Genomic DNA, 22,423 nt, shown 5'->3' with positions numbered 1-22,423 from the left:
TATGATTTCTTGATAATCTCGACTCAGTAGTATTTCAGGCGTCTCTGCGATAGACAGCGCACCAGCGCGGAAAAGGGCCCACATGCCTGCCAAAGAGTTCCGATTCGGGGCCGCAGTCGGCCTCGTCCCCACATCGAAGGACCTGCTCGGCGTCGCCGCGCGTATCGAACAGCTCGGTTTCTCCACGATGGTGATGGCCGACGGCCTGTGGCTGCCGTCACCGTTCCCCGCTCTGAGCGCGGTGGCAGCCGCGACGTCGTCGCTCCGCCTGGGGACACAGGTTCTCGCGGCACCCTTCCGTTCTCCGGCGACGGTCGCGCACGAGACCGCGACGATCGACATGATCTCCGATCACCGATTCGAGCTCGGGCTCGGCATCGGCACGCCCGACGCCGCCGCCGACGCCGAGCGGCTCGGCATGCCGTTCGGCACTGCCACCGAGCGACGCGCCCACCTCGCCGCCACCATCGCCGCGGTCAAGGAGCATTTCGCCGCCAGCCACCAGCCCACCCCCCGGATCCTGCTCGGTGGGATCGGGCCCAAGCTGGTGGAACTCGCCGTGGCCGAGGCGGACACGCTGACCATCCCGGTGCCGTACCAGCAGACTCGCGACGACCTGGCCGCCAAGGTCAAGGAGCTGCGCGCCGGCACGGACCCGTCGTTCGACGATCTCGAGCTGGCCGTGAACCTGCTGATCATCGGTGACAACGAGCTGCCGGAATGGGTGCCGCCGAAATTCCGCGAACTCCCTGCACACTCCTATGGCCGGCTCACCGGCACACCCGCACAGATGGCGAACGCCTTGCGCCGCAATCGCGACGAGTTCGGCATCTCCTACGTGACGGTCCCGCAATGGTCCATCGAAGACTTCGCGCCCGTCGTCGAGATGCTGTCCGGGACATGATCAACCCCACGAGGGCAGCGCGGCCGTGACCGACCCGAGCGCAGCGCGGGCGCGATCGACCCGAGCGCCGCGGCCAGACGCCTGGCTGCGGCGGTGACCGCTTGACGCGTCAACCGTCGGCCAAGTCGTCCGCGGCCGCGCGCCCGGCTTCGGTCGTTCGGCGCAAGAAGTCCGCGATGACCTCGAGCTGATCGTCGCCATACTCGGCGCACAGCGCATCCAGCGATGCATTCATCCCCGCATAGAGGCGGAAGAGTTCCGCGTTGCGGCCGGGGATGGCACGGATGACGACGGCGCGACGATCCGTCGGATGACGCTCCCGGGTGACCCATCCACCCTTCTCGAGCCGGTCCACAATCCCCGTGATCGTGGCGGGATGCAGCCCCGCCCGGTGCGCGAGCGCGCTCGGGCTGAGCGGTCCGTGCTGGCCGATCATGTCCAGGCAGTCGAAGTCGACGCCCCGGAGCGCGACACGCCCGCCGATGTGGTGGTTGAGCAGTGACAGCTGGAGATTCAGCTCGCGCAGCGCATCCTTGACCGTGCCGGCGAGCCGTCGCCGCCGGCGGCGCTCGTCAGCATTGGACGATGCTACGGAACTCATATTGTCGTCACCTCGTACTCAACCGTAAGCGACAACTACCGCGGGGTCGAGCACCTCAGCCCTCTCCTCGATCGCCACGATCGCCTGGCCGCGCCGCGCGCGTCACCGGGCCTCTCCTGCCGTCACCCGTTTGAGAAGATCTGCGGCCCGCTGCCGGGCGACGCGGCTGTCTCCGCGACCGCCACTATCATGTGCGTTGATGAAACATACGTAGGAACTTAATTCGATTTTGAAGAAGGTGCCCCGTGACACTAGCCTCCGCCATCTGGTCGCCACCGTTGAGGCCTGTGGATCCCTCGGGCATCGCACGCGCGAGGGTCGCGATCGCGGGCATCGCCATCGAGTCGTCGACGTTCTCCCCGCACATCAGCGGCCCAGAGGCTTTCACCGTGTTGCGCGGCGCCGATCTGCGTCGTCGCTATCCGTTCCTCGCGGTCGGCACCGAACGCGGCGACGCCGCGGACTGGGTCCCTATCCTGCAGGCCACGGCCCTGCCCGGCGGCGCCGTGGACGCTGGAACCTATCGCCGGATGCGGGATGAGATCGTCGAGTCGGTGAGGTCCGAGGGTCCGTTCGACGGGCTCTTCCTCGACATCCATGGGGCGATGAGCGTCGTCGGACTCGAGGACGCGGAGGCGGACCTGGCCCGGGCGATCCGAGCGGCCGCCGGCCCGGACACGCTGATCTCCACGTCGATGGACCTGCACGGCAACGTCTCCGCCGAATTCTCCCAGGCCGTCGACCTGATCACCTGTTACCGGATGGCGCCGCACGAGGACGCCTGGAACACCCGCGAGCGTGCCGTACACAATCTCCTCGAACGCCTGCGCGGCCCGCACGGTCGCGACCCGGTCGCGCGCCGTCCCTGGCAGGCCTGGGTGCAGGTCCCCGTGTTACTGCCCGGGGAGAAGACGAGCACCCGGCTGGAGCCGGCCCGCAGCCTGTACGGGCGGCTGCCGCAGATCGAAGCCTTGGACGGCATCGTGGACGCCGCCATCTGGATCGGCTACGCCTGGGCTGACGAGCCGCGCTGCCAGGCCGCCATCGTTGTCACCGGAGACGACGCCGAGCTCGCCCGCACCCAGGCCGCCGAGCTGGCGCGCGCCTTCTGGGACGCCCGGCACGACTTCGCCTTCGTCGCCCCTACCGGCACCCTGGACGAATGCCTGGACATCGCGCTCGGCCGCGGTCCCGGCGCGGCGACACCGTTCGTCATCTCCGACTCCGGGGACAACCCCACCGCGGGCGGCGCGGGCGACGTCTCGTGGACGCTCGGCGAACTGCTCGCCAGGCCGGAACTCCGCGACCCGGCCCGCACGGTGATCCACGCCTCCATCTTCGACCCGGATGCGGTCGCCGAAGCCGTCCGCGCCGGCGTCGGCGGCCGGGTGGAGGTGCACGTCGGCGGCCGCGTCGACGCCCGTCCGCGCGGTCCCGTCCCGCTGAGCGGGGACGTCTTCTCGATCACGTACAACGATCCGGTGGCCGGGACCGTCGCCGTGCTGCGCAGCGGTGCCGTGCACGCGATCATCACCGAACGTCGCAAGCCCTTCCATCTGGTGTCCGACTTCACCGGGCTGGGCCTCGACCCGCACGCCGCGGACGTCGTCGTCGTGAAGATCGGATACCTGGAGCCGGAGCTGTACGAGATGGCGGCGGACTGGCGTCTCGCCCTCACGCCCGGCGGCGTCGACCAGGACCTGCTGCGTCTGGGACACCAGCACATCGAGCGGCCGATGTTCCCGTTCGACCCGGACATGCCCGACCCCGAGCTACGCCCCGCCCTGCACCGTCACAACCCGACCTCCCCATGATCATGAACACTAGCCGTTCAAATAACACGGGTTAGTGTTCATGATCATGGGACGGTGTGGTCGGCCAGGACGTGCTGGAGGATCAGCCGGCCGGCGCCGATCACCCCCGCCTCCGCTCCGGTCGCGGTGCGCGCGATGATCAGGTGCTGCGTGATCAGCGGGTGGCATCCGTCGTAGAGCTGGCTGCGCACCATCGCCACGAACGGCTCCAGCGTGGACAGCGCACCGCCCAGGAAGACCGCGTCCGGGTTGACGAAGTTCACCACTGTGCACAGCACCTCGCCCAGGTGCCCGCCGGCCTCCCGCACCATCGAGGTCACCTCGGGTTCGGCGTCCCGGGTGCGCCTGACCACGTCGGCCGTGGAGTGCACGTCGACGCCGCGCTCACGGAGCCGGCGGACGATCGCCGCGCCGGAGGCGATCGTCTCCAGGCATCCCAGCTTGCCGCATGAACACGGCGTCGAGCCGGCCGCGGAGACGCGCGAGTGGGTGATGTCCCCGGCCGCACCGGTGGCGCCGCGGTGCAGCCGGCCGGACGTGATCAGACCGCTTCCGATCGCGGTGCCCGCCTTGACCGTGACACTGTGCTCGATCGGCTGCTGGGCCGCGAAGTGCTCGCCGAGCGCCATCAGGTTCACATCGTTGTCCACCAGGACCGGAACCCCGAGCCGCTCGGCGACGTAATCGCGCACCCCGAACTGATGCCAGCCGGGCATGCGAGCCGGAAGCTCGACCCGCCCGGAGGCCACGTCCACCGGCCCCGGCAGGCCGAGCGCGACGCCGCGCAGCCGCCCGGTCTGTGACCACGGCTCGGCCAGCTCGGCCCACTCGGCGACGATGGCGTCCAGTGCCACCTCAGGCCCCTCAGCCACGTCGACCGGGATCTCCCGGACCGCCCGAAGCTCGCTCGCCAGCGAGATCACGGCGATCCGGACGTGCGTGCCGCCGAGATCCGCGACCAGGACGTATCCGCCCTCGTCCCGGATGCGCAGCAATCGGGGTTTCCGGCCGCCCCGGGAGTCGCCGATCCCGCCTTCGTCGATCACTCCGGCCTCGATCAGCTCCTGGACGTGCAACGAGACCGTCGACGGGGAGACGCCCAGCGATCGTGCCAGGTCGGCACGGGAAGTGGCGACACCCGCGGAGATCAGCGCGACGATGCGGGACGCCACGGCCCGCTCGTCTCGCGTTCCGGTTCGCACCGCCGCAGAGGCGATGGGCGCCGCACTGTCGGAGGCCATAGGTGGACTTCTTTCCTTCGACGTCGAATTAAGTAGCTCCGCGCCCATCATGGCCGAATCGCACGGCACAGAGCAAGCGTGTCCTCGGACGAAAAGCCAGGACGACGATTACATGTCGATAACTTCATTCGGAGACTTTATTCGATAATTGCGATCTTGTGGTCTACTACCGACTTAAGTTGCTCGCGTGACGCTCAGCACATCGACGCTCGGCATGTCGGGTCTCGGCGCATCGGTCTCGGCGCACCGAGTCTCAGCACATCGGATCTCGTCAGACATCACCGCGCTCAGCGGGAACCGACCGGAAGGACTTGCGATCATGAGGATCACCACAACCACGGCCACGGCCACGGCACTCGCCGCCGTGATGCTCGCCGCATGCGGCTCGGACGACGGCGACGGAGGCGACGATTCCAGCAGCGGGACATCGAGCATCGTCTGGGACATGTGGGCCGGCAGCGAAGAAGACACGGCGTTTCTGAACGACACGCTGGAGATCGTCCGGGCGGAGAACCCGGACATCGACGTCCAGCTGCAGACGGCGCCGTGGAACGACTACTTCACCAAGCTTACGACCAACCTCTCCGCCGGGAACGTCGCCTGCGTGACGTCGATGAACGGCCAGCGGCTCTCGTCGTACGCGGAGGCGTTCATGCCGCTCACCCCGGAGGATCTGGAGACGGCCGGCCTCTCCGAGGACGACTTCGTCGACGGTGCGCTGGACATCATGACCCACGACGGCCAGCTCTACGGACTGCCGTTCGACGTGGCGACCATGCTCGTCTACTACAACAAGGACATGTTCGCCGACTCCGGTGCACCAGAGCCCCAGATCGGCTGGAGCTTCGAGGATTTCGAGTCCGCCGCGCAGTCGGTCAGCACCGACGACCACAAGGGGTTCGGCATCGGCATGGCCGAGTTCCAATGGATGTCGCTGCCGATCGCCATGTCGGGCAAGCAGCCCGTGGACGAGGAGGGCAACCTCGCGCTCACCGACCCGGACTTCGTCGACGCCGCCACCTGGTACGCCGGGCTCGTCACCGAGCAGGAAGTCGCCGCGCCGCCGCCGTCGGCGTCCGAGACCGGCTGGGGTGAGACGGAGTACGCCGCCGGCAACGTAGCGATGGCCGTCGACGGCACCTGGAACGCGGTCACCTACCTCAACAACGACACCGGCTTCGCCGCCGGCATGACCAACCTGCCCGCCGGGGACGCCGGCAGCACCGCGCTCGTGCTCGGCTCCGGCTACGGCATCGCCGCGGACTGTGCCGACAAGGAGGCCGCGTTGCAGGTCCTGGGATCGCTGCTCGGCAAGGACGCACAGGACGCGATGGCCTCCTCCGGACGTAGCTACCCGGCGCGCGCGGAATCGCAGCCGCTGTACTTCGAATCGCTCGACGACGCGGTCCGCGACGAGGTCCAGGCCGCATTCGAGGCCGCATTCGCCGACGTCGAGGGCCAGCGCTCCACGGACGACTGGGACCAGGTCAACACCGCCATCCAGCCGCAACTGGTCAGCGTGTACACCGGCCAGGCAGGAATGGGCGACATGCTCGAGCAGGTCCAGCAGCAGTTCGGCAACTGAGCAGCCGCATGCCGACACCCGCGATGCTGACCGCGCGTCCACGGCGCCGCCGGGTCAGCGGCCTGAAGAAGGCGGAGACCCGCCAGGCGCTGGGCTTCATCAGCCCGGCCCTGGCGGGGCTCGCCCTGTTCACGGTCATCCCGGTCGTGGTCTCGATCGTGATGAGCCTGCACAACTGGCCGGCGTTCGGCGAACGGTCGTTCGCCGGGTTCGACAACTACCGGAACCTCTTCACCCAGCACCCGGACTTCTGGCCCGCGCTGCGCAACTCGGCCGTCTTCACCCTGCTCTACGTGCCGATCAACCTGGTCGTGGCGCTCGCGCTCGCACTCTCGCTGTCCCCACGGATCCGTGGCCGGGGCGCCTTCCGGGTGCTGTTCTTCATCCCGGTGGTGACCCCGATCGTCGCGAACGCACTGGTCTGGAAGATGCTGCTGCAGCCGCAAGGGCTGTTCAACGGCGTCTCGGTCTCCTTGTTCGACATCCAGCTACCGAACTTCCTGGCGCATCCGCAGTGGGCGATGATCATGGTGGTCGTCATGTCGGTGTGGCAAGGCATGGGTTACAACATGCTGATCTTCTCGGCCGCACTGGAGCAGCTGCCCACGTCGGTCGTTGAGGCGGCCCGGATCGACGGTGCGCGCGGATGGCGGATGATCCGCAGCGTCGTGCTGCCGATGCTCTCCCCGGCCATCTTCTTCGCCACCGTGATGACCATCATCACCTCGCTGCAGGTGTTCGCCCAGCCGCAGCTGCTGACCGGCGGCGGCCCGGGCAACGCCACGATGCCGCTGGTCCAGTTCATCTACAACCAGGGGTTCAAGTTCCAGGATCTCGGCCTGGCGGCGTCGGCCGCGTGGGTGCTGTTCGTGCTGATCATCATGGTCACGGCGGTGCAGTTCAAGGCACAGAAACGGTGGGTGCACTATGAGCACTGAGCTCACCACTACGACCGCCCCCGGCGACGATCGCCAGGGCCGCCGCCGCGGCATCGGACGTGGCCGCAGCGGCGACCGCCCGGCCCGCAAGGCCCAGCGACGCCGCGAGGCGCTGGACACCCGCGTCGCCGGAGAGTCCCGCGGCGCAGTACGCACCGTCCTCGCCCACGTCGGCGTGGTCATCGCCGCCGTCCTCTTCGCCCTGCCGCTGGTCTACGCGTTCTTCTCCGCGCTGAAGCCGAACACCGAGGTGTTCTCCATGCCGCCGCGGCTGCTCGCCTCCGAGGTGCGGTGGAGCAACTTCGCCGACGTGTTCAGCTACGGGCCGTTCACCACGTACATCACCAACTCGTTCTTCGTGGCCACGGCCGGCACGCTCGTCGTCCTCGTCGTCTCCACCACTGCCGGATACGCCTTCGGACGGCTGCGCTGGCCCGGCCGCGACCTGGTGTTCGTCCTGTTCCTCGCGACGCTGATGGTGCCGCAGGAGGTGCTGGTCGTCCCGATGTTCATCCTGATGCAGTGGTTCGGATGGGTGGACAGCTACCAGTCGCTGATCTTCCCGTTCGCGTTCACGGCCTTCGGCACGTTCCTGATGCGGCAGTTCTTCCGCGGCATCCCGTACGAGCTGGACGAGGCCGCCCGGGTCGACGGTGCCGGCGCGTTCCGTGCGTTCGCACAGATCATCTTGCCGCTGGCGAAACCCGCGGTGGCGGTCCTCGCGGTGTTCACGTTCCTGTCCTTCTGGAACAGCTACCTGTGGCCGCTGATCACCGTCGTCGACTACGACGCGCACGGCACGCTGCCGATCGGTCTGGCGTCGTTCTCCGGTCAGAACGGGACCCGCTGGGATCTGCAGATGGCGGCGGCGATCATCTCCATGATCCCCACCACCATCCTCGTCATCGCCTTGCAGAAGCACCTGGTCAAGGGGATCGCGACCGCCGGTCTGGGAGGGCGCTGAGTGGGCGATCCGCAACAGGCGCCGGTCGTCGCCGGTATCGACATCGGGGGTACGACGACGTCGGCGGTGGTGATGGACGACGCGGCGACCGTCGTGGGCCACGTGTCGGCGGCCACGCCCGCCCAGGACGGTGGGACGGCGATGCTGACCACGGCCGTCGACGTGGTACGACGCGCGCTGGCCTCCGCATCCGTTCAGCAGGGGCGGGCTTACCGGCTGGCCGCGGTCGGGGCCGGAGCCGCCGGGGTGGTGGACCGGCGCACCGGCACGATCGTCGCGGCGTCGGACTCGTTCCACAAGTGGGCGGGATTCCCGCTCGCCGACGAGCTGCGGGCGGCGTTCGGCGTCCCGGCCGTCGTAGAGAACGACGTCAACGCGTTCGTCCAGGGCGAGCGCCGGTTCGGCGCCGTGCAGGGGTACGACGACGTCCTCGGCGTCACCCTCGGCACCGGTGTCGGCGGTGCCCTGGTGCTCGGTGGCGAGCTGTACGCGGGACCGAACGGCGCGGCCGGCGAGATCGGGCACGTTCCCGGCTTCGGTGATCTGCCGTGTTCGTGTGGCCGGACCGGCCACCTGGAGACGCTGGCGTCGGGCCGCTCGATCGCGGCGAGATACCTGGAGCGCACAGACGACGGGCGACCCGCCTCGGTGACCGCCGCCGACGTCGCGGCGCGAGCGCGTGCCGGCGACGCCCGTGCGGCAGCGGTGTTCGAGGACGCGGGCCGCGCGATCGGCCAGGCAGCGGTCATGGTCGCGACGTTGATCGACGTCACGCACGTGGTGATCGGCGGCGGGCTCATCGGGGCCTGGGATCTCCTCGAGCCGGCGTTGAAGACGGAGATCTCGGCGGAGCCGCCGGTCTCCGATCAACCCGTCGTCGTCACACCGGGCACGCTCGGCGCCCGAGCCGTGGCTATCGGCGCTGCTGTCGCCTGTCTGCCCCGCGTCGGCACGGGGCCGGCATGAGCACGCGCTCAGGACGCAACGAGCCCGCGCAACGCCGATCGCTCCTCCCACCGAGAGCCCGGCGTGCTGTCCACGGAGCGCATGTCGGCTAGGCTCGTGCGGGTGGTTGAGACATCGCATGACACTGTGCTCGTGGTCGACTTCGGCGCGCAGTACGCACAGCTGATCGCGCGCCGGGTGCGCGAAGCCAAGGTCTACTCCGAGATCGTGCCGCACACCATGCCGGTGCAGCAGATGCTCGCCAAGAACCCGAAGGCCATCATCCTCTCCGGCGGTCCGGCCAGCGTCTATGCCGACGACGCACCCGGCGTGGATCCTGACCTGTTCACGTCCGGCGTCGCCACGTTCGGCATCTGTTACGGCTTCCAGGCCATGGCCGTCGCCCTCGGTGGCCAGGTGGCTCGCACCGGGCTCTCCGAGTTCGGGCGCACGCCGGTCGACGTCGAGCACCCTGGGACGCTGCTGCACGGCGTGCCGGCCGGCAGCACGGTGTGGATGAGCCACAACGACTCGGTCACCCAGGCCCCCGACGGGTTCGACGTGCTCGCGTTCAGCGACGCCACGCCCGTCGCCGCGTTCGAGGATCCGCAGCGCGGTCTGGCCGGCGTGCAGTGGCATCCCGAGGTACTGCACACCGAGCACGGCCAGGCTGTGCTCGAGCGGTTCCTGTTCGACATCGCCGGCGCCCGGCCGACCTGGACCATGGTCAACATCGTCGACGAGGCCGTCGAAGACATCCGGGCACAGGTCGGTAGCAAGCAGATCGTCTGCGGGCTGTCCGGCGGCGTCGACTCGTCGGTCGCGGCGGCGCTCGTGCAGCGTGCCGTCGGCGACCAACTGACCTGCGTCTTCGTCGATCACGGCCTGCTGCGCGAGGGCGAAGCCGAGCAGGTGGAGCGGGATTTCGTCGCCGCCACCGGGGTGGACCTGCACGTCGTGGACGCCCAGGAGCGATTCCTCAGCGCGCTGAAGGGCGTCGAGGATCCCGAAGAGAAGCGCAAGATCATCGGCCGCGAGTTCATCCGCGTATTCGAGGACGCCGCGCGCGAGATCGTCGCGAAGGCCGGAGCCGAGGGCGACGAGGTCGAGTTCCTGGTCCAGGGCACGCTCTACCCGGACGTCGTCGAATCGGGCGGCGGCGAGGGCGCGGCCAACATCAAGAGCCACCACAACGTGGGCGGCCTGCCCGACGACCTGCAGTTCACGCTGGTCGAGCCGTTGCGCTGGCTGTTCAAGGACGAGGTACGCGCCGTCGGCGAGCAGCTCGGCATTCCGGCCGATATCGTCTGGCGGCACCCATTCCCCGGGCCGGGTCTGGCGATCCGGATCATCGGCTCGGTGGACCGGGAACGGCTGGAGGTTCTCCGCCGCGCCGACGCGATCGCGCGGGCCGAACTCACCGAAGCCGGTTTGGATCGGCACGTGTGGCAGTTCCCGGTGGTTCTGCTCGCCAACGTGCATTCGGTCGGTGTCCAAGGTGATGAGCGCACCTACGGCCATCCGGTCGTGCTTCGCCCGGTGAGCAGTGAAGATGCCATGACGGCCGATTGGTCCCGGCTCCCCTTCGAGCTGCTTGAACGTATCTCTACCCGCATCACCAATGAGGTGCGCGAGGTCAACCGCGTGGTATTGGATGTCACCAGTAAGCCGCCCGCGACCATCGAATGGGAATGATCCGACGCTTTGCCTTCCACTACTAGTCATGTGACTTGTCATTCCAGTGTCGATTTGTCGTCGACACGTCACGTCTCGTTCGACTCACCGTTGGAATCGCGACATGTGAGCGGCGTGACGTAGTCCTCATGAGAGCACTACTCGGCCGCCCACCAGGGTTGTTGGGCAGACGGTCGGCTACACATATTCGACGACCCCTGGTGGTGGCCCACCGGGGTGCCAGCGGCTATCGGCCCGAACACACCCTCGAGGCATATCGCCTCGCCATCGACCTCGGTGCCGACTTCATCGAGCCGGACTTGGTGATCACCGCCGACGGCGCGCTGGTCGCCCGGCACGAAGCGGAACTGTCCACGTCCACCGACGTGTCGCAGCGCCCAGAGTTCGCCGACCGCCGTCGTACCAAGGCGCTGGACGGCACAGAGGTGACCGGATGGTTCGTCGAGGACTTCACCCTCGACGAGATCAAGACGCTATGGGCGCGCGAGCGCCTGGTCGACATCCGTCAGCAGAGCTCGATGTACGACGATCGGTTCCGGATCCCCACGTTCGCCGAGATCACCGCCCTGGCGGCTGAGGCGACGCGCCGGCTCGGCCGTCCCATCGGTGTCTATCCGGAGATGAAACACCCGACGCACTTCGCCACGCACGGCTTGTGGCACGACAACGCGATACTGCGGGACGTCGCCGCCGCCGGCCTGGATACCAGCCAGCTGTTCATCCAGTGCTTCGAGCCTTCGGCGCTGCACCGGCTGTCCACCCGGACCAGCGCACCACTGGTGCAGCTGGTCAACCTGAACGGCCGGCCGTACGACTGGGAACACCACGGCCACGGTCGCACCTTCGCCGACCTGCTGACGCCGGCCGGCCTGCAGGAGGTATCCCGATACGCGTCGGCCATCGGCGTGCACAAGTCATTGGTCATCCCGCGGGATCCGGATGGACGGCTGGCTCGCTCGAACGGCCTGGTGGCACACGCCCACGACGCCGGGTTGGCCGTGCACGCGTGGACGTTCCGGAACGAGAACGCGTTCCTCCCGTCCGAGCATCGCCGGGGCGCACAGGCCGCCATGTTCGGCGATGCGTTCGCCGAGTACGCCGCCTACTTCAACGCGGGCGTCGACGGCGTGTTCACCGACCATCCCGACACGGCGATCACGGCCCGCAACGAGTTCGCCGCGCTGGTCCCGGCGCACTGACGCGGCGGCGCCGGCCCCGATGCCGGCCCGGCGCAGGCGGCCGCGTCAGTTCTCGCGGTTGCGGCGCAACTTGCTGATGGACGCGGCCAGGCCGGCCAGGCCGACGGCGACGAACAGGATGGGCACCGCCTGACCGATACCTTCGATCCCCATGGCACCGGCGTGCACGAGCACCCAGACCACGAAGACGCCGAAGAAGAGCAGGCCGAAGACCAGGGACGTGACGTCCGCCTCGTGGCGCTTCATCGGACCTCCTGCGTCTCACGTGCGCCCGGTGTGGGCTGGTCGCCGCCTGGGACTGTATCGAGCGCGGTGCCGTCGGCGCGAGTGACCGTCACGTTGCCCATGCCGAGATCGAGGTTGAGTTCGATGCGACCGCCTTGGCCTGGTCCGTCAGCGCCGTAGTCGGTCGTCTGGTTGTCCAAGCCGACGCCACCGCCCGAATAGTCGAAGACCTCGACCGACCCCATGCCGACGTTGCTGTTGACCACCACGTCGGCGTCCTCCGGGACGACCACGCTCAGTTCTCCCATGCCGAGCTCCATCGAGATGCTGACATCGTCGGAGTCGGCCAGCACCAGGCCGGAGAGGTCGTAACTGAATGGCCCGGCGCCGTGGCTGACCGTCTCCGTCGGCAGTTCGGCGACCGTGGTGGGCGGCGGCAACTCTCGTTCGCCGGCGGTGACGTCCCAGCGAGTGAAGATCGTCGCCGGGATGAGCGCCAGGATGAGCAGGAAGCCCAGGAAGATCAGACCGCGGGAACGACCGAACCAGGTTCCGACGATCAGTCCGAGCGCCACGACGCCCAGCGGCACGGCGATGTACGCCGGACCCGGGTCGACGCCGCCCGCGTGCTCGACGAGCGCCACGATGCCCACAGAGATCAGAGCGCAGCAGACCGTCAGCAGCCCGAGTACCGAGCGGGTCTTCTCTTTCTTGACCGGTTGCGCGGGCCGCATCGGACCCTCACCGGGAACGGCATATATGTCGTCGTACGGGGAGCGCGGGCCACCCGGCGCATTCCAGTCAGGTCCTTCGGGCCATCCGGAACCGGTGTACGGACCGCGCGGCCCTACCGGACCACGTGGCCCCACCGGACCGGCGGGCCCGGGCGGCACAATCGGCCCAGTGGACACCCTGGGCCCGGCTGGCCCGGCTGGCCCGGCTGGCCCGGCTGGCCCGGCGGGACCTGCGTGGCCGGCACGTGCGTCTGGATGCGAACTCTCGGTGGTTCCTCCCACTGCGGAACCCGAGCCGGCCTCGTCGTCGGCGGCGGCGCCGGCGTCTTCGTCGTCAGGCGCGGTCGGCTGATCGGTACCGGGCGGAAGCCATGCGCGACCGTCCACGCCGACGCGTCCCGGGCCCCCGCCGGCCTCTGGTTCCGTCTCAGGCACGGGTTCTCCCCAACCGGGCGCGGCATCGCCGGACGCGGCATCACCGGGAGGAGTATCTCCGGGCACAGCGCCTGCCGCTCCGGGATACGGCGAACCGGTCGGCGCGGTACCGGGCTCGTGCAGCGTCGACCATGGCTCGTATACCGGTCCGACCGGCGGTTCGTATCCGAGGTCGGGCGCCGGATCCGGCGTGGCCCCGTCGTCGTTCCTCCGCTTCACCAGCAGATACAGCCCGCACGCCGCCAGCAGCAACAGGAACCAGGAGTTCCAGGAGGAGCCGATGATCACACCGGACGAGATGACGATCACGGCACCCAGCGCCAAAGCCAGCGGGACGGACGCGGCATCGCGCACGTCACGCCTCCCGATGGCCTGGTCGAGCACGGATGCCGGTTCTTCCTCGGCAGGGATGAACAGCCACCCCAGCGCGTACAGCAAGAGCCCGACGCCGCCGAAGAGGGCCAGCACGCCGGTGATGATCCGCAGGACCAGCGGGTCCACGCCGAGTCGACGGCCCAGGCCACCGAGCACACCGGCGATCACCCGGTTCTCCTGGCTACGCCGCAGCGTCCGCAGCTCCTCCGTCATGCCGGCGGTGGCGGTGCCGGAGCGCCCCGGTTGCGACGGTTGGGATGGCATCTCGCTCATGACATCGATACTGCCTCGTGGAACGGCCGTTCACCATCGGGGATCACCCTGAAGACACCCGGAAGACCTCAGGGGCTTCCCTCATGGCAACGGGCGCTTCGGCATGTGAGTATCGAGATATGAGCGCTGCACCTCAACCGTCGTCTGCCTCCAGGTCGGACGGCACCGGCGCACGCTCAGGTACGGCAGGCACCGCGGGTACGGCAGGCACCGCGGGTACGGCAGGCACCGCGGGTACGGCAGGCGCGGCAGGTACCACCGGTGCGGGAGGCCATGGCGGCGGGCGCGGCACCACCACACCGAGGTTCGCTCGCCGTTCCGACGGCAGGCTCGTGGCCGGGGTCGCGTCCGGGGTGGCCCGGCATTTCGGGCTGCAGCCGATCACGGTGCGGATCGCGTTCACGCTGCTGACCTCGTTCTCCGGGTTCGGCATCGTGCTCTACCTGGCGTTGTGGATCTTCACTCCGTCGGACCAGACGCTGGCCAAGCAGGCCGAAGACGCCGCACCCGCGGGGATCGCCGCCGCCAGCCGCGCGAACATGCGCCGCCGCCGGAGTCTGGCACAACGCTCCGGGGATCTCGGGCAGCTGGCCGCGCTCGTCATCCTCGGTACCGGAACGATCTTCGCGTTCGGCCAGACTCCACTCGGCATTAGCCCGGAGTACGTCGTACCGATGATGCTGGTGGCGGGCGGCCTCACGCTCATGTGGCGAACTGCCGACGCCAAGGAGCGGCAGCGTATGGCGGCGTTGTCGCCCCGGTTCCCGCTGCTGGGTGCGATCAGCGCCGGTGGGCGGATCGCCCTGCTGCGGGTCACCGCGGGTGTGCTCGTGGTGGTCATCGGTACCGTCGTCTTCCTGGCGGGACAGGGTGAGCTGGACGCGACGGTCAACGCGCTGTCCGGCATCGTGGTGCTCCTGGTCGGCATCGCGCTGATCCTCGGGCCGTGGCTGTGGCAGCTATGGCGTACGGCGGAGACGGAACGGCGTCAACGCATCGTCACCCAAGAACGCGCCGACATGGCCGCTCACCTGCACGACTCGGTGCTGCAGACACTGGCACTGATCCAGAAGCAGGCGAACGATCCGCGTGCCGTCGTCAAGCTCGCACGCAGCCAGGAACGGGACCTGCGCAGCTGGCTCTACGGCGACCAGGGCGAGGACGAGTCCTCCCTGGCGGCGGCGCTGACCAAGGCCGGGGCCGAGGTAGAGGACTCGTTCGGTGTCCCGGTCGAAGTCGTGACGGTCGGCGATGCACCCATCGACGGCATCGGGAACGCCCTGCTCAAGGCGGCGCGCGAGGCGGCCGTCAACGCCGCCAAGCATTCCGGCGCGGACAAGATCGACATCTTCTTCGAGGCGACCGAGGACGGCGTCGAGGTGTTCGTCCGGGACCGCGGGGCCGGCTTCGACATGGATCAGATCCCTGAGGATCGACTGGGGGTACGGCGCTCGATCATCGACCGGATGGAGCGCCATGGCGGAAGCGCCCAGATCAGGTCCGCGCCCGGAGAGGGCACGGAGGTCCGGCTGTTCTCGACCACGACATGAGGAGTGGGATGCGGACCGACGGGCCGTCGACAGGTGGGAAGCCGTCCGACAACGAAGCGACATTCTGGTCGCTCCGGCGACCACACCGTCATTCGTTCCGCAGCGGACCTTGCCTGCGTGGGTCGAGGCGGCCCGCAGCCGGTACGGTGAGAACACCGGAGAGGTGACGAGTAGTGGAGGCCAACATGAGCGAGCCCGGTGCCGGCAACGACAGCGGCAACGGCGGCGCCCGGACGGAACCGGTCCGAGTCGTGTTGGTCGACGACCACGCGATGTTCCGCACCGGCGTCCGTGCTGAGCTCGGCCAATCGAGCGACGTCGTCGACGTCGTGGCGGAAGCGGCGGACACCGCCGAGGCCATCACAGTCATCGCCCAGACACGTCCCGACGTGGTGCTGCTCGACGTGCACCTCCCGGGTGGTGGCGGCGTCGAGGTCTTGCAGCAGCTGCATGCGAAGTTGCCCGAGGTCAAGTTCCTGGCGCTGTCCGTGTCCGATGCTGCCGAGGATGTCATCGGCACCATCCGTGCCGGCGCCCGCGGGTACGTGACCAAGACCATCACCGGTGAGGACCTGGTGGACGCGATCGCCCGGGTGGCCGACGGCGACGCTGTCTTCTCGCCGCGGTTGGCGGGGTTCGTGCTGGATGCGTTCGCCGGCTCCGAGGCGCCGAGTGTCGACGACGATCTGGATCGCCTCACCCAGCGGGAACGCGAGGTGCTGCGGTTGATCGCGCGCGGGTACGCGTACAAGGAGATCGCCAAGGAGCTGTTCATCTCGGTCAAGACGGTGGAGACGCACGTCTCGGCGGTGTTGCGCAAGCTGCAGCTGTCCAACCGCTACGAGCTCACCCGCTGGGCCACCGATCGTCGCTTGATCTAGCAGTGTCTTCTAGGAAACGTCTGGTTCCGCTTGCAGCGGAAATCCCTGTTTCGTGACCAAGCATCGGCGGGCCGCTAAGCGACGGCGACGGGGAGCCGGCGACCGGCGAGGTCACGCGGGCGAGCACCGAAACTGGCGACGATCCGGGCGAGCGGCTCGCGCAACTCTTGCCCATAACCACGGTTCTGCCCACCACCGCGGCCTCCCGAGGATGCCCTCGTCGATATCTCTCGCGCGACGCGCCTGTGCCGGTCGGACAGTCGTACGACGCGACGTAGTAGCGTGTGCCCTGACGCACGCTCGATGGTAAGGATGGCGATGGTCGACTTCCTGTACAACCTGCTGGTGGTCCTGCATTTCCTCGGGCTGGCGAGCCTGATCGGCGGCGCCCTGGTGCAGATGAGAACGGCCGGCGGCGAACGTGTGATCAACATGGCCATGCTGCACGGCGCGCTCACGCAGGTGGTCAGCGGCTTGCTGCTGGTAGCCATGCAGGAGATGGCGGACTCCCTGGACATCGATCCGAACCACGGGCGGATCGGCGTCAAGCTGGTCGTTGCGCTCGTCGTCACCGTGCTCGCCTGGATCAACCGCAGCCGCTCCAGCATCCCGGACGGCCTGTACTACCTGATCTTCGGCCTGTCCGTCGGCAACGTCATCGTCGCCGTCTTCTGGTAGAGACCTCGCGCATCGGACGCCCGTCGTCAACCGGCAGTGACCGGGGTATCGGCGACGTCCGGGCGACGTCAGCCGAACAATCCGCGACGGTAGGCTTCGCCCACAGCTGCGGCGCGGTCACGCACGCCCAGCTTGTCGTAGATGTGCTGCAGGTGCGTCTTGATGCTCGCCTCGCTGATGAACAGGCGTGACGCGGCCTCCCGGTTCGACGCACCATCGGCGACCAGCTGCAGAACCTCGAGTTCGCGGTCGCTGAGGGCAAGGCCGGACGGCTTACGAACCTGACCCATCAGCGTGCCGACAACCGATGGCGACAGCACCGACTCGCCACGATATGCCGCCCGTACCGCGCGCAGCAGTTCCGCGGCCGGCGCGTCTTTGAGCAGGTAACCCGTCGCGCCCGCTTCTATCGCGGGCAACACGTCGCTCTCGCTGTCGAACGTGGTGAGGACGAGCACGCGGGTGTCGGGCGATCGCTCCCGCAAGGCGGCGATCGCCTGGACGCCGTCCATCTGCGGCATCCGCAGGTCCATGAGCACCAGATCGACCCCCATGCCGATCGCTCGGTCGACGGCCTCACGTCCGTTGGCGGCTTCACCGGCCACTTCGATGTCCGGCTCGCTGGTCAGCGCACCGCGCAGGCCGTCACGGACGATCGGATGGTCGTCGACGATCAGCACCCGGATCATGGCGTCGCACCGTTCCATTCCGACACCGTGATCGCCGGCACGCTGGCGCTGATGGCCGTCCCGTCGCCCGGTGCGCTCTCGATCTCCAGTGTGCCTCCCACACTCCTGATCCGGTGCGTCATGCTGTTCAGCCCGAAGCCGCGGCTGTCTCCGCTCGGCATGCCCGTGCCGTCGTCGCGGACGTCGAGCAGGACGACGTCGCCCAGGTACGAGAGCGTGAGCCCGACGCGCGAGGCGTTGGCGTGTTTGGCCACGTTGGTCAGGGCTTCCTGAGCGACCCGGAAGATGGCGACCTCGATCGCCGGACTGAGCGGGACCCGGTCGCCCGTGACGTCGACGTGCATGGCAACATCCGTGTCCTCTGCCCATCGCTTGGCCAGATCGCCGAGCGCGTCCGGTAGGTGGGCTTCGTCGAGCTCCTGCGGTCGGAGCGCCTGCACCGAGCGGCGGGCTTCGGTGAGACTCTCCCTGGCCAGGTTCAACGCACGGTCCAGGTGCGGTCGCGCCTGATCCGGACGGTCCCATACCTGTTGCGCAGCCTGTACCTGAGTGACGATGCCGGTCAGACCCTGAGCCAGCGTGTCGTGGATCTCACCAGCCATGCGCTGCCGCTCGTCGAGCACACCGGCCTCGCGTGCCTGGGTCAGCAGCTGGGCGTGCAACCCGGCGTTCTCCTCCAGCGCTGCCTCCAGTTTCGTCACCAGCTCGTCGCGCTTGCGGTCGTGTTCGGCTCCTTTCTCGGAGAACACGATCCCGAGACCGATCGCTCCCGTCTGGATGGCGATCACGCCCACGTACGTCCCGATCCATTCGGCGCTCGCCTCCGGAGGGCCCATCGTCATCGTGTTCAGCACCACGGACGTGCCGAAGATCGCCGCCACGCCTCGCGGCCACGGCTTCAACAGGTAGGCGTGGAAGAAGCCGGTGATGGTGAAGAGCACGAACACGAGGTCGCGGCTCATCAGGGCGACGAAGAGCACCAGCAAACCGGCGAAGTACACCATCGACAGGTACCCGCGATCCCGGCGAGCCTGCGGAACCCGGGTGTTCCCGAAGAACACCCAACCGGCGGCGACGGCGACCAGACCGAGCGTGACGGCCCGCTCGGACCAGGTCTGGTCAGTGGGCAGCTGGCTGATCACGGTCGGCGGAGCAAGCAGCACCCAGGGGATGTAGAACAGCACCCTCCCCCACCACCGGTCCCAGTCGGGAGTGCACTTCTCCCGCACCTGCTCGCTGCTCATCGTCCCATGCTCCCGGTCCTCATTCCCAGCGGAACAGCCGGGCCGCTGCCCAACCGGCCACCACCGCGATCAGGGCCATTATCCCCAGCTGCAGGAGCTCAGGAGGTCCAGCCGACGAAACGCCGACGGCGCTCGCCACCGCCTCGTCCCCCGACCATGCATCCAGCAGCGCCTGAACCCCGGGCGGAGTGTAGTCGCCGATGCGTACCAGGGCGTCCGGCAACAGGAATCGCGGCAGGAAGACGCCGCCGGCGAACATCGCGACCATGTAGGCGACCATCGCCAAGCCGTTGGCGAGGCGCGTGTTCGGGGCGACAGCGGCGATGAGCATGCCGATCGCCAGCACCGCGGCGAAACCGACGAGGAAGGCCACCGTGAACCACAACGGCTCCTGCGGCAACGGAACGTCGAGTACCAGCCATGCCGCGACGATGAGCAGCACCGCGGCCGCGACCGCAGCCGCCAGGGCGACGATGAGCTGCGCGACCAGCAGCGTGGCGGGGTGCACCGGCGTTGTGGAGATCCGACGCAGGATGCGGTTCTCCCGGTACGAGGAGACGACGTTCGGGATGTGCTGAAGCCCCAAGATCCCGATCCCCAGGACCAAGGCGGTCGGAGCCCAGACCTCGACGAAGCGTGCGCCGTCGAACTCCTCCGAGGGCTCGCGTAGCGCGGGGATCGCGCCCAAGCCGAGCAGGAGGGCGGTGGGGAAGAATACGCCGAAGATCACTGACATCGGCTCACGGAGAAAGAGCTTGCCCTCGACGAGGGTCACCTTCTGCAGGGTGGACATGTTCTGCAGCGTGGACATGGACGTTGCTCCTGTTCTACGGATCAGTTGTTCCACGGTCAGTGGTCGATCGTGCTGTCACTCAGCGGTCCGGTCCGGCGGGGCCGTCACTCCGTGTCGAGCCGGCGACCGGTGAGGGCGATGAACGCGTCGTCGAGAGTGGTCTGTTCGACACGCAGGTCGGCCGCCACGATCTGGTTCCGCGCAAGGACCGACGTCACGGCATGCAACAGGTTCCCGGTTCCGGTCACGATTGTCTGCTGACCGCTGTGCTGGACCGCCGTCACCTCGGGCAATCCGGTCAGAAGGTCATCGTCCAGCGGCGCGGAGGGACGGAACCGCACCCGCTGCTCCTGCGCAGCCCGGGACACCAGCCCGGCCGGCGTGTCCAATGCGGCGATCCGCCCGGAGTCGATCAGGGCGAGCCGGTCGCACAACCGCTCGGCCTCGTCCATGAAGTGCGTGACCAGCACGATCGTGACGCCCGAGTTCCTGACCTGTTCGATCAGATCCCAGGTGTCCCGGCGCGCCTGTGGATCCAGGCCGGTGGTCAGCTCATCGAGCACCGCTATCTTCGGGTTCCCCACCAGGGCCAACGCGATCGAGAGACGCTGTTTCTGGCCGCCGGACAGCTTCCGGTACTGGGTGTTCCGCTTGTCGGCGAGCCCGAGTACCTCGAGCAGCCGGTTCCAGTCCGCGGGCTGCCGGTAGAACGAGCTGTACAGGTCCAACGCCTCCGCCACCGTCAGCTTGTCCTGCAGCCGGCTCTCCTGAAGCTGCGCGCCGACCTGCTGCCGGAGTTCTCCTCGGTCCTGAATCGGGTCATGGCCGAGCACGGTGACCGTGCCCCGATCGGGCACGCGCAGACCTTCCACACACTCGACCGTCGTGGTCTTGCCCGCGCCGTTGGGGCCGAGGATCCCGAAGATCTCGCCTTCGTCGACACTGAACGAGACGTCGTCGACAGCCACCGTGTCGCCGTAGCGTTTATGCAGGTTGGTTACCTCGATGATCGCCATGACTCGAGAATCGCCGTCGCGGCGCGATGACGGATCGCCCACCGAGGTCAGCGATCGGTAGATTGCCGTATCAACCGATCGGTGGATACGGCGATCGCCGGCTGGTCTCGCCACCGACGGCCGAAGCCGCCCAGCGACCCCGAAACCACACGGCGGCGACGCCGAAAGCCGCTCGGCGCCATGGCGGTGTCTGGCTATGATGTCTGGCATGACCTGGCGATGTTGATCTGAGCCGATAGACCTCCCCGGTGCGAGAGCCCGCGGACCTCCGAGCTCGCACGCTCCGCGTCCGCTCCGGCTCCTCATCAGGAAGGTCTCATGCTCGCTCGCATTTCACGTGGCCGTGGTGTGTCCGCGGCCCGGTTGGCTCGTCGTCTTTACCTGTACGCGTTCTTGGAAGAGTTCATCCTGCTCTATCCGCTGTACGCGGTCCTGTTCGCCGAATCTGGGCTGTCCACCGCGCAGATATCGTCGTTGTTCGTCATCTGGTCGGCAGCCAACATCCTGCTGGAGGTCCCCTCCGGTGTGTTGGCCGACGCCGTCTCCCGGCGCACCCTGCTCACGATCGGACCGTTGCTGGCCGGCACCGGATACGCGCTCTGGGTCCTGGCACCCTCCTATCCCGCGTTCGCCGTCGGCTTCGTCCTGTGGGGTGCGCACAGCGCTCTGCGGTCCGGGGCGTTCGAGGCGCTGGTCTACACCGAGCTGGAACGGCTCGAATCCGCCGACCGGTACGCGAGGGTGATCGGACGCACGCAGACCGCGAGCACGGTGGCAGCCGCGGTGGCGATGGCATCGGCAGGGCCCGTCTTCGCCGTCGGTGGCTACCCCGCGGTGGGCGCCGCCAGCGTGGCGGCCTGCCTGGCCTGCGCGATGGTCGCAACGAGACTACCGGAGCACCGTGACCGCGACCCGGTACAGAGCACCGGCCCAGGCTTCGCGCAGGTGTTTCGGGCCGGCATGGTTGAGGTCCGCACCCGACGCAGCGTCCGTGTCGCCATCGTGTTCCTGGTGGCGGTCGCCGCGGTCTGGGGCGCGCTCGACGAGTTTCTCGCGCTGCTCGCCGTCGACGCGGGCGTGTCGACCGCGTCGGTCCCGTTGCTCCTGTTGCTTGTCTACGCCGGAGTAGCCGCGGGAGGTTTGCTGGGCGAGGTCGCCGGGCGTCTGCCGCGTCCATTGATCGCCGGCACACTCACGCTCGCGGCAGCGACGCTGGCGGCGGGCGGGGTGCTGGCAGGCAGGGCGCTGGCGGGCAGCGTGCCGGCGGGCGGGGCGTCGGCAGATGGCGTATCAGCGGCGGCCGGGACGACCGTTGCGACCGCCGCGCTCGTCGGGTTCGCGCTGATCGGTGCCGCCTTCTGTGTGTTCCAGATGGTGCAGATCGCCGCCGACGCCCGGCTTCAGCGCACGATCAGCGGCGCGGCTCGCTCGACCGTCACCTCGGTGGCAGGGCTGGGAACCGAGGTGGCGACCATCGGCGTTTTCGTCGTCTACGGTGCGGCGTCGACGGTGGCAAGCCATGGCACGCTGTTCGCCGGATGGGCCGCGGTGTACGGGTTGATCGCGCTGCTCCTGGTCCGGGCGCGGCGCGGGCACGGCCGGCCGAGCACGTCACCCCCTACGCCTGACGGCCGGCACGCCTGA

20 protein-coding genes are annotated in these 22,423 nt (G+C 68.4%); 12 read left to right on the top strand and 8 right to left on the bottom strand.

Features of this window, described 5'->3' with window-relative positions; genetic code table 11:
- Positions 1-82: 82 nt before the first annotated feature.
- Complete coding sequence (locus G1H10_RS05760) at positions 83-904, top strand: LLM class flavin-dependent oxidoreductase (RefSeq protein ID WP_163733978.1); 822 nt, start codon at positions 83-85, stop codon at positions 902-904.
- Between the two features lie 109 nt (positions 905-1,013).
- Here G1H10_RS05760 and G1H10_RS05755 read toward each other — a convergent pair whose 3' ends face one another.
- Complete coding sequence (locus G1H10_RS05755) at positions 1,014-1,505, bottom strand: MarR family transcriptional regulator (RefSeq protein WP_163733974.1); 492 nt, start codon at positions 1,503-1,505, stop codon at positions 1,014-1,016.
- A gap of 287 nt (positions 1,506-1,792) precedes the next feature.
- Here G1H10_RS05755 and G1H10_RS05750 point away from each other — a divergent pair, with 287 nt between their 5' ends.
- Positions 1,793-3,319 (top strand): M81 family metallopeptidase, encoded by a 1,527-nt coding sequence (locus G1H10_RS05750; protein WP_216852936.1) that lies wholly within the window; start codon positions 1,793-1,795, stop codon positions 3,317-3,319.
- Positions 3,320-3,363: 44 nt separating this feature from the next.
- Here G1H10_RS05750 and G1H10_RS05745 read toward each other — a convergent pair whose 3' ends face one another.
- On the bottom strand, positions 3,364-4,560 hold the full coding sequence (locus tag G1H10_RS05745) for an ROK family transcriptional regulator (protein WP_163733971.1): 1,197 nt from the start codon (positions 4,558-4,560) through the stop codon (positions 3,364-3,366).
- A gap of 319 nt (positions 4,561-4,879) precedes the next feature.
- Between G1H10_RS05745 and G1H10_RS05740 the strand changes: the two genes are divergently transcribed.
- The 6 genes from G1H10_RS05740 to G1H10_RS05715 all read left to right on the top strand — a co-directional run bounded on the left by G1H10_RS05740 (position 4,880) and on the right by G1H10_RS05715 (position 11,886).
- The gene (locus G1H10_RS05740; protein WP_163733968.1) at positions 4,880-6,145 is read left to right on the top strand and encodes an ABC transporter substrate-binding protein; all 1,266 of its coding nucleotides are present in this window, start codon (positions 4,880-4,882) and stop codon (positions 6,143-6,145) included.
- 8 nt (positions 6,146-6,153) lie between these two features.
- Positions 6,154-7,083: a carbohydrate ABC transporter permease gene (locus G1H10_RS05735; RefSeq protein WP_216852935.1), complete on the top strand. Its 930-nt coding sequence runs from the start codon at positions 6,154-6,156 to the stop codon at positions 7,081-7,083.
- Positions 7,073-8,047 (top strand): carbohydrate ABC transporter permease, encoded by a 975-nt coding sequence (locus tag G1H10_RS05730; RefSeq protein ID WP_163733965.1) that lies wholly within the window; start codon positions 7,073-7,075, stop codon positions 8,045-8,047. The genes G1H10_RS05735 and G1H10_RS05730 overlap by 11 nt, the downstream gene beginning before the upstream one ends.
- Positions 8,048-9,013 (top strand): ROK family protein, encoded by a 966-nt coding sequence (locus G1H10_RS05725; protein ID WP_216852934.1) that lies wholly within the window; start codon positions 8,048-8,050, stop codon positions 9,011-9,013.
- Positions 9,014-9,115: 102 nt separating this feature from the next.
- A complete protein-coding gene (guaA, locus tag G1H10_RS05720) occupies positions 9,116-10,687 on the top strand; it encodes a glutamine-hydrolyzing GMP synthase (protein WP_312856537.1) in 1,572 nt (523 codons plus the stop codon).
- A gap of 200 nt (positions 10,688-10,887) precedes the next feature.
- The gene (locus G1H10_RS05715; protein WP_163733960.1) at positions 10,888-11,886 is read left to right on the top strand and encodes a glycerophosphodiester phosphodiesterase; all 999 of its coding nucleotides are present in this window, start codon (positions 10,888-10,890) and stop codon (positions 11,884-11,886) included.
- A gap of 45 nt (positions 11,887-11,931) precedes the next feature.
- Here G1H10_RS05715 and G1H10_RS05710 read toward each other — a convergent pair whose 3' ends face one another.
- Together G1H10_RS05710 and G1H10_RS33830 are read right to left on the bottom strand one after the other, a co-directional pair.
- Entirely contained in the window at positions 11,932-12,132 is a 201-nt protein-coding gene (locus G1H10_RS05710) for a hypothetical protein (protein ID WP_163733957.1), read from the bottom strand.
- Positions 12,129-13,928, bottom strand: coding sequence for a PspC domain-containing protein (locus tag G1H10_RS33830; RefSeq protein ID WP_163733954.1), 1,800 nt, complete (start codon positions 13,926-13,928; stop codon positions 12,129-12,131). The genes G1H10_RS05710 and G1H10_RS33830 overlap by 4 nt, the downstream gene beginning before the upstream one ends.
- Positions 13,929-14,047: 119 nt before the next feature.
- On the opposite strand from G1H10_RS33830, the gene G1H10_RS05700 reads away from it, so the two are divergent.
- The 3 genes from G1H10_RS05700 to G1H10_RS05690 all read left to right on the top strand — a co-directional run bounded on the left by G1H10_RS05700 (position 14,048) and on the right by G1H10_RS05690 (position 17,037).
- Positions 14,048-15,478 (top strand): ATP-binding protein, encoded by a 1,431-nt coding sequence (locus G1H10_RS05700; RefSeq protein WP_216852933.1) that lies wholly within the window; start codon positions 14,048-14,050, stop codon positions 15,476-15,478.
- 185 nt (positions 15,479-15,663) lie between these two features.
- A complete protein-coding gene (locus G1H10_RS05695; RefSeq protein ID WP_163733951.1) occupies positions 15,664-16,359 on the top strand; it encodes a response regulator in 696 nt (231 codons plus the stop codon).
- Between the two features lie 318 nt (positions 16,360-16,677).
- Positions 16,678-17,037 carry a hypothetical protein gene (locus G1H10_RS05690; RefSeq protein ID WP_163733948.1) on the top strand — a complete coding sequence of 120 codons (360 nt, stop codon included), beginning with the start codon at positions 16,678-16,680 and terminating at the stop codon, positions 17,035-17,037.
- Between the two features lie 68 nt (positions 17,038-17,105).
- On the opposite strand, the gene G1H10_RS05685 is transcribed toward G1H10_RS05690, so the two are convergent.
- From G1H10_RS05685 to G1H10_RS05670, 4 genes are all read right to left on the bottom strand, one after another.
- Positions 17,106-17,726, bottom strand: coding sequence for a response regulator (locus tag G1H10_RS05685; protein WP_163734463.1), 621 nt, complete (start codon positions 17,724-17,726; stop codon positions 17,106-17,108).
- The gene (locus G1H10_RS05680; RefSeq protein ID WP_163733946.1) at positions 17,723-18,970 is read right to left on the bottom strand and encodes a sensor histidine kinase; all 1,248 of its coding nucleotides are present in this window, start codon (positions 18,968-18,970) and stop codon (positions 17,723-17,725) included. Before G1H10_RS05680 ends, G1H10_RS05685 begins: the two co-directional genes overlap by 4 nt.
- A gap of 19 nt (positions 18,971-18,989) precedes the next feature.
- Positions 18,990-19,781: an ABC transporter permease gene (locus tag G1H10_RS05675; protein WP_216852932.1), complete on the bottom strand. Its 792-nt coding sequence runs from the start codon at positions 19,779-19,781 to the stop codon at positions 18,990-18,992.
- An 86-nt stretch (positions 19,782-19,867) separates the two neighbouring features.
- Positions 19,868-20,779, bottom strand: a complete 912-nt coding sequence (locus tag G1H10_RS05670; protein ID WP_163733943.1) for an ABC transporter ATP-binding protein — start codon at positions 20,777-20,779, stop codon at positions 19,868-19,870.
- Positions 20,780-21,097: 318 nt separating this feature from the next.
- Here G1H10_RS05670 and G1H10_RS05665 point away from each other — a divergent pair, with 318 nt between their 5' ends.
- Positions 21,098-22,423: an MFS transporter gene (locus G1H10_RS05665; RefSeq protein ID WP_163733941.1), complete on the top strand. Its 1,326-nt coding sequence runs from the start codon at positions 21,098-21,100 to the stop codon at positions 22,421-22,423.

This window comes from Phytoactinopolyspora halotolerans (assembly GCF_010550675.1).
GTDB classification, from domain to species: Bacteria; Actinomycetota; Actinomycetes; order Jiangellales; family Jiangellaceae; genus Phytoactinopolyspora; species Phytoactinopolyspora halotolerans.
Note: the sequence above shows the minus strand (reverse complement) of the source record. Positions and strands in the feature narration are given on the sequence as shown.

What these genes read in the sequence shown, in the direction of transcription:
- G1H10_RS05760 (WP_163733978.1), top strand. Translation starts at nt 83, where the DNA reads ATGCCTGCCAAAGAGTTCCGATTCGGGGCCGCAGTCGGCCTCGTCCCC.
- G1H10_RS05755 (WP_163733974.1), bottom strand. Translation starts at nt 1,505, where the DNA reads ATGAGTTCCGTAGCATCGTCCAATGCTGACGAGCGCCGCCGGCGGCGA.
- G1H10_RS05745 (WP_163733971.1), bottom strand. Translation starts at nt 4,560, where the DNA reads ATGGCCTCCGACAGTGCGGCGCCCATCGCCTCTGCGGCGGTGCGAACC.
- G1H10_RS05740 (WP_163733968.1), top strand. Translation starts at nt 4,880, where the DNA reads ATGAGGATCACCACAACCACGGCCACGGCCACGGCACTCGCCGCCGTG.
- G1H10_RS05735 (WP_216852935.1), top strand. Translation starts at nt 6,154, where the DNA reads ATGCCGACACCCGCGATGCTGACCGCGCGTCCACGGCGCCGCCGGGTC.
- G1H10_RS05730 (WP_163733965.1), top strand. Translation starts at nt 7,073, where the DNA reads ATGAGCACTGAGCTCACCACTACGACCGCCCCCGGCGACGATCGCCAG.
- G1H10_RS05710 (WP_163733957.1), bottom strand. Translation starts at nt 12,132, where the DNA reads ATGAAGCGCCACGAGGCGGACGTCACGTCCCTGGTCTTCGGCCTGCTC.
- G1H10_RS33830 (WP_163733954.1), bottom strand. Translation starts at nt 13,928, where the DNA reads ATGAGCGAGATGCCATCCCAACCGTCGCAACCGGGGCGCTCCGGCACC.
- G1H10_RS05700 (WP_216852933.1), top strand. Translation starts at nt 14,048, where the DNA reads ATGAGCGCTGCACCTCAACCGTCGTCTGCCTCCAGGTCGGACGGCACC.
- G1H10_RS05695 (WP_163733951.1), top strand. Translation starts at nt 15,664, where the DNA reads ATGAGCGAGCCCGGTGCCGGCAACGACAGCGGCAACGGCGGCGCCCGG.
- G1H10_RS05690 (WP_163733948.1), top strand. Translation starts at nt 16,678, where the DNA reads ATGGTCGACTTCCTGTACAACCTGCTGGTGGTCCTGCATTTCCTCGGG.
- G1H10_RS05685 (WP_163734463.1), bottom strand. Translation starts at nt 17,726, where the DNA reads ATGATCCGGGTGCTGATCGTCGACGACCATCCGATCGTCCGTGACGGC.
- G1H10_RS05680 (WP_163733946.1), bottom strand. Translation starts at nt 18,970, where the DNA reads ATGAGCAGCGAGCAGGTGCGGGAGAAGTGCACTCCCGACTGGGACCGG.
- G1H10_RS05675 (WP_216852932.1), bottom strand. Translation starts at nt 19,781, where the DNA reads ATGTCCACGCTGCAGAACATGTCCACCCTGCAGAAGGTGACCCTCGTC.
- G1H10_RS05670 (WP_163733943.1), bottom strand. Translation starts at nt 20,779, where the DNA reads ATGGCGATCATCGAGGTAACCAACCTGCATAAACGCTACGGCGACACG.
- G1H10_RS05665 (WP_163733941.1), top strand. Translation starts at nt 21,098, where the DNA reads ATGCTCGCTCGCATTTCACGTGGCCGTGGTGTGTCCGCGGCCCGGTTG.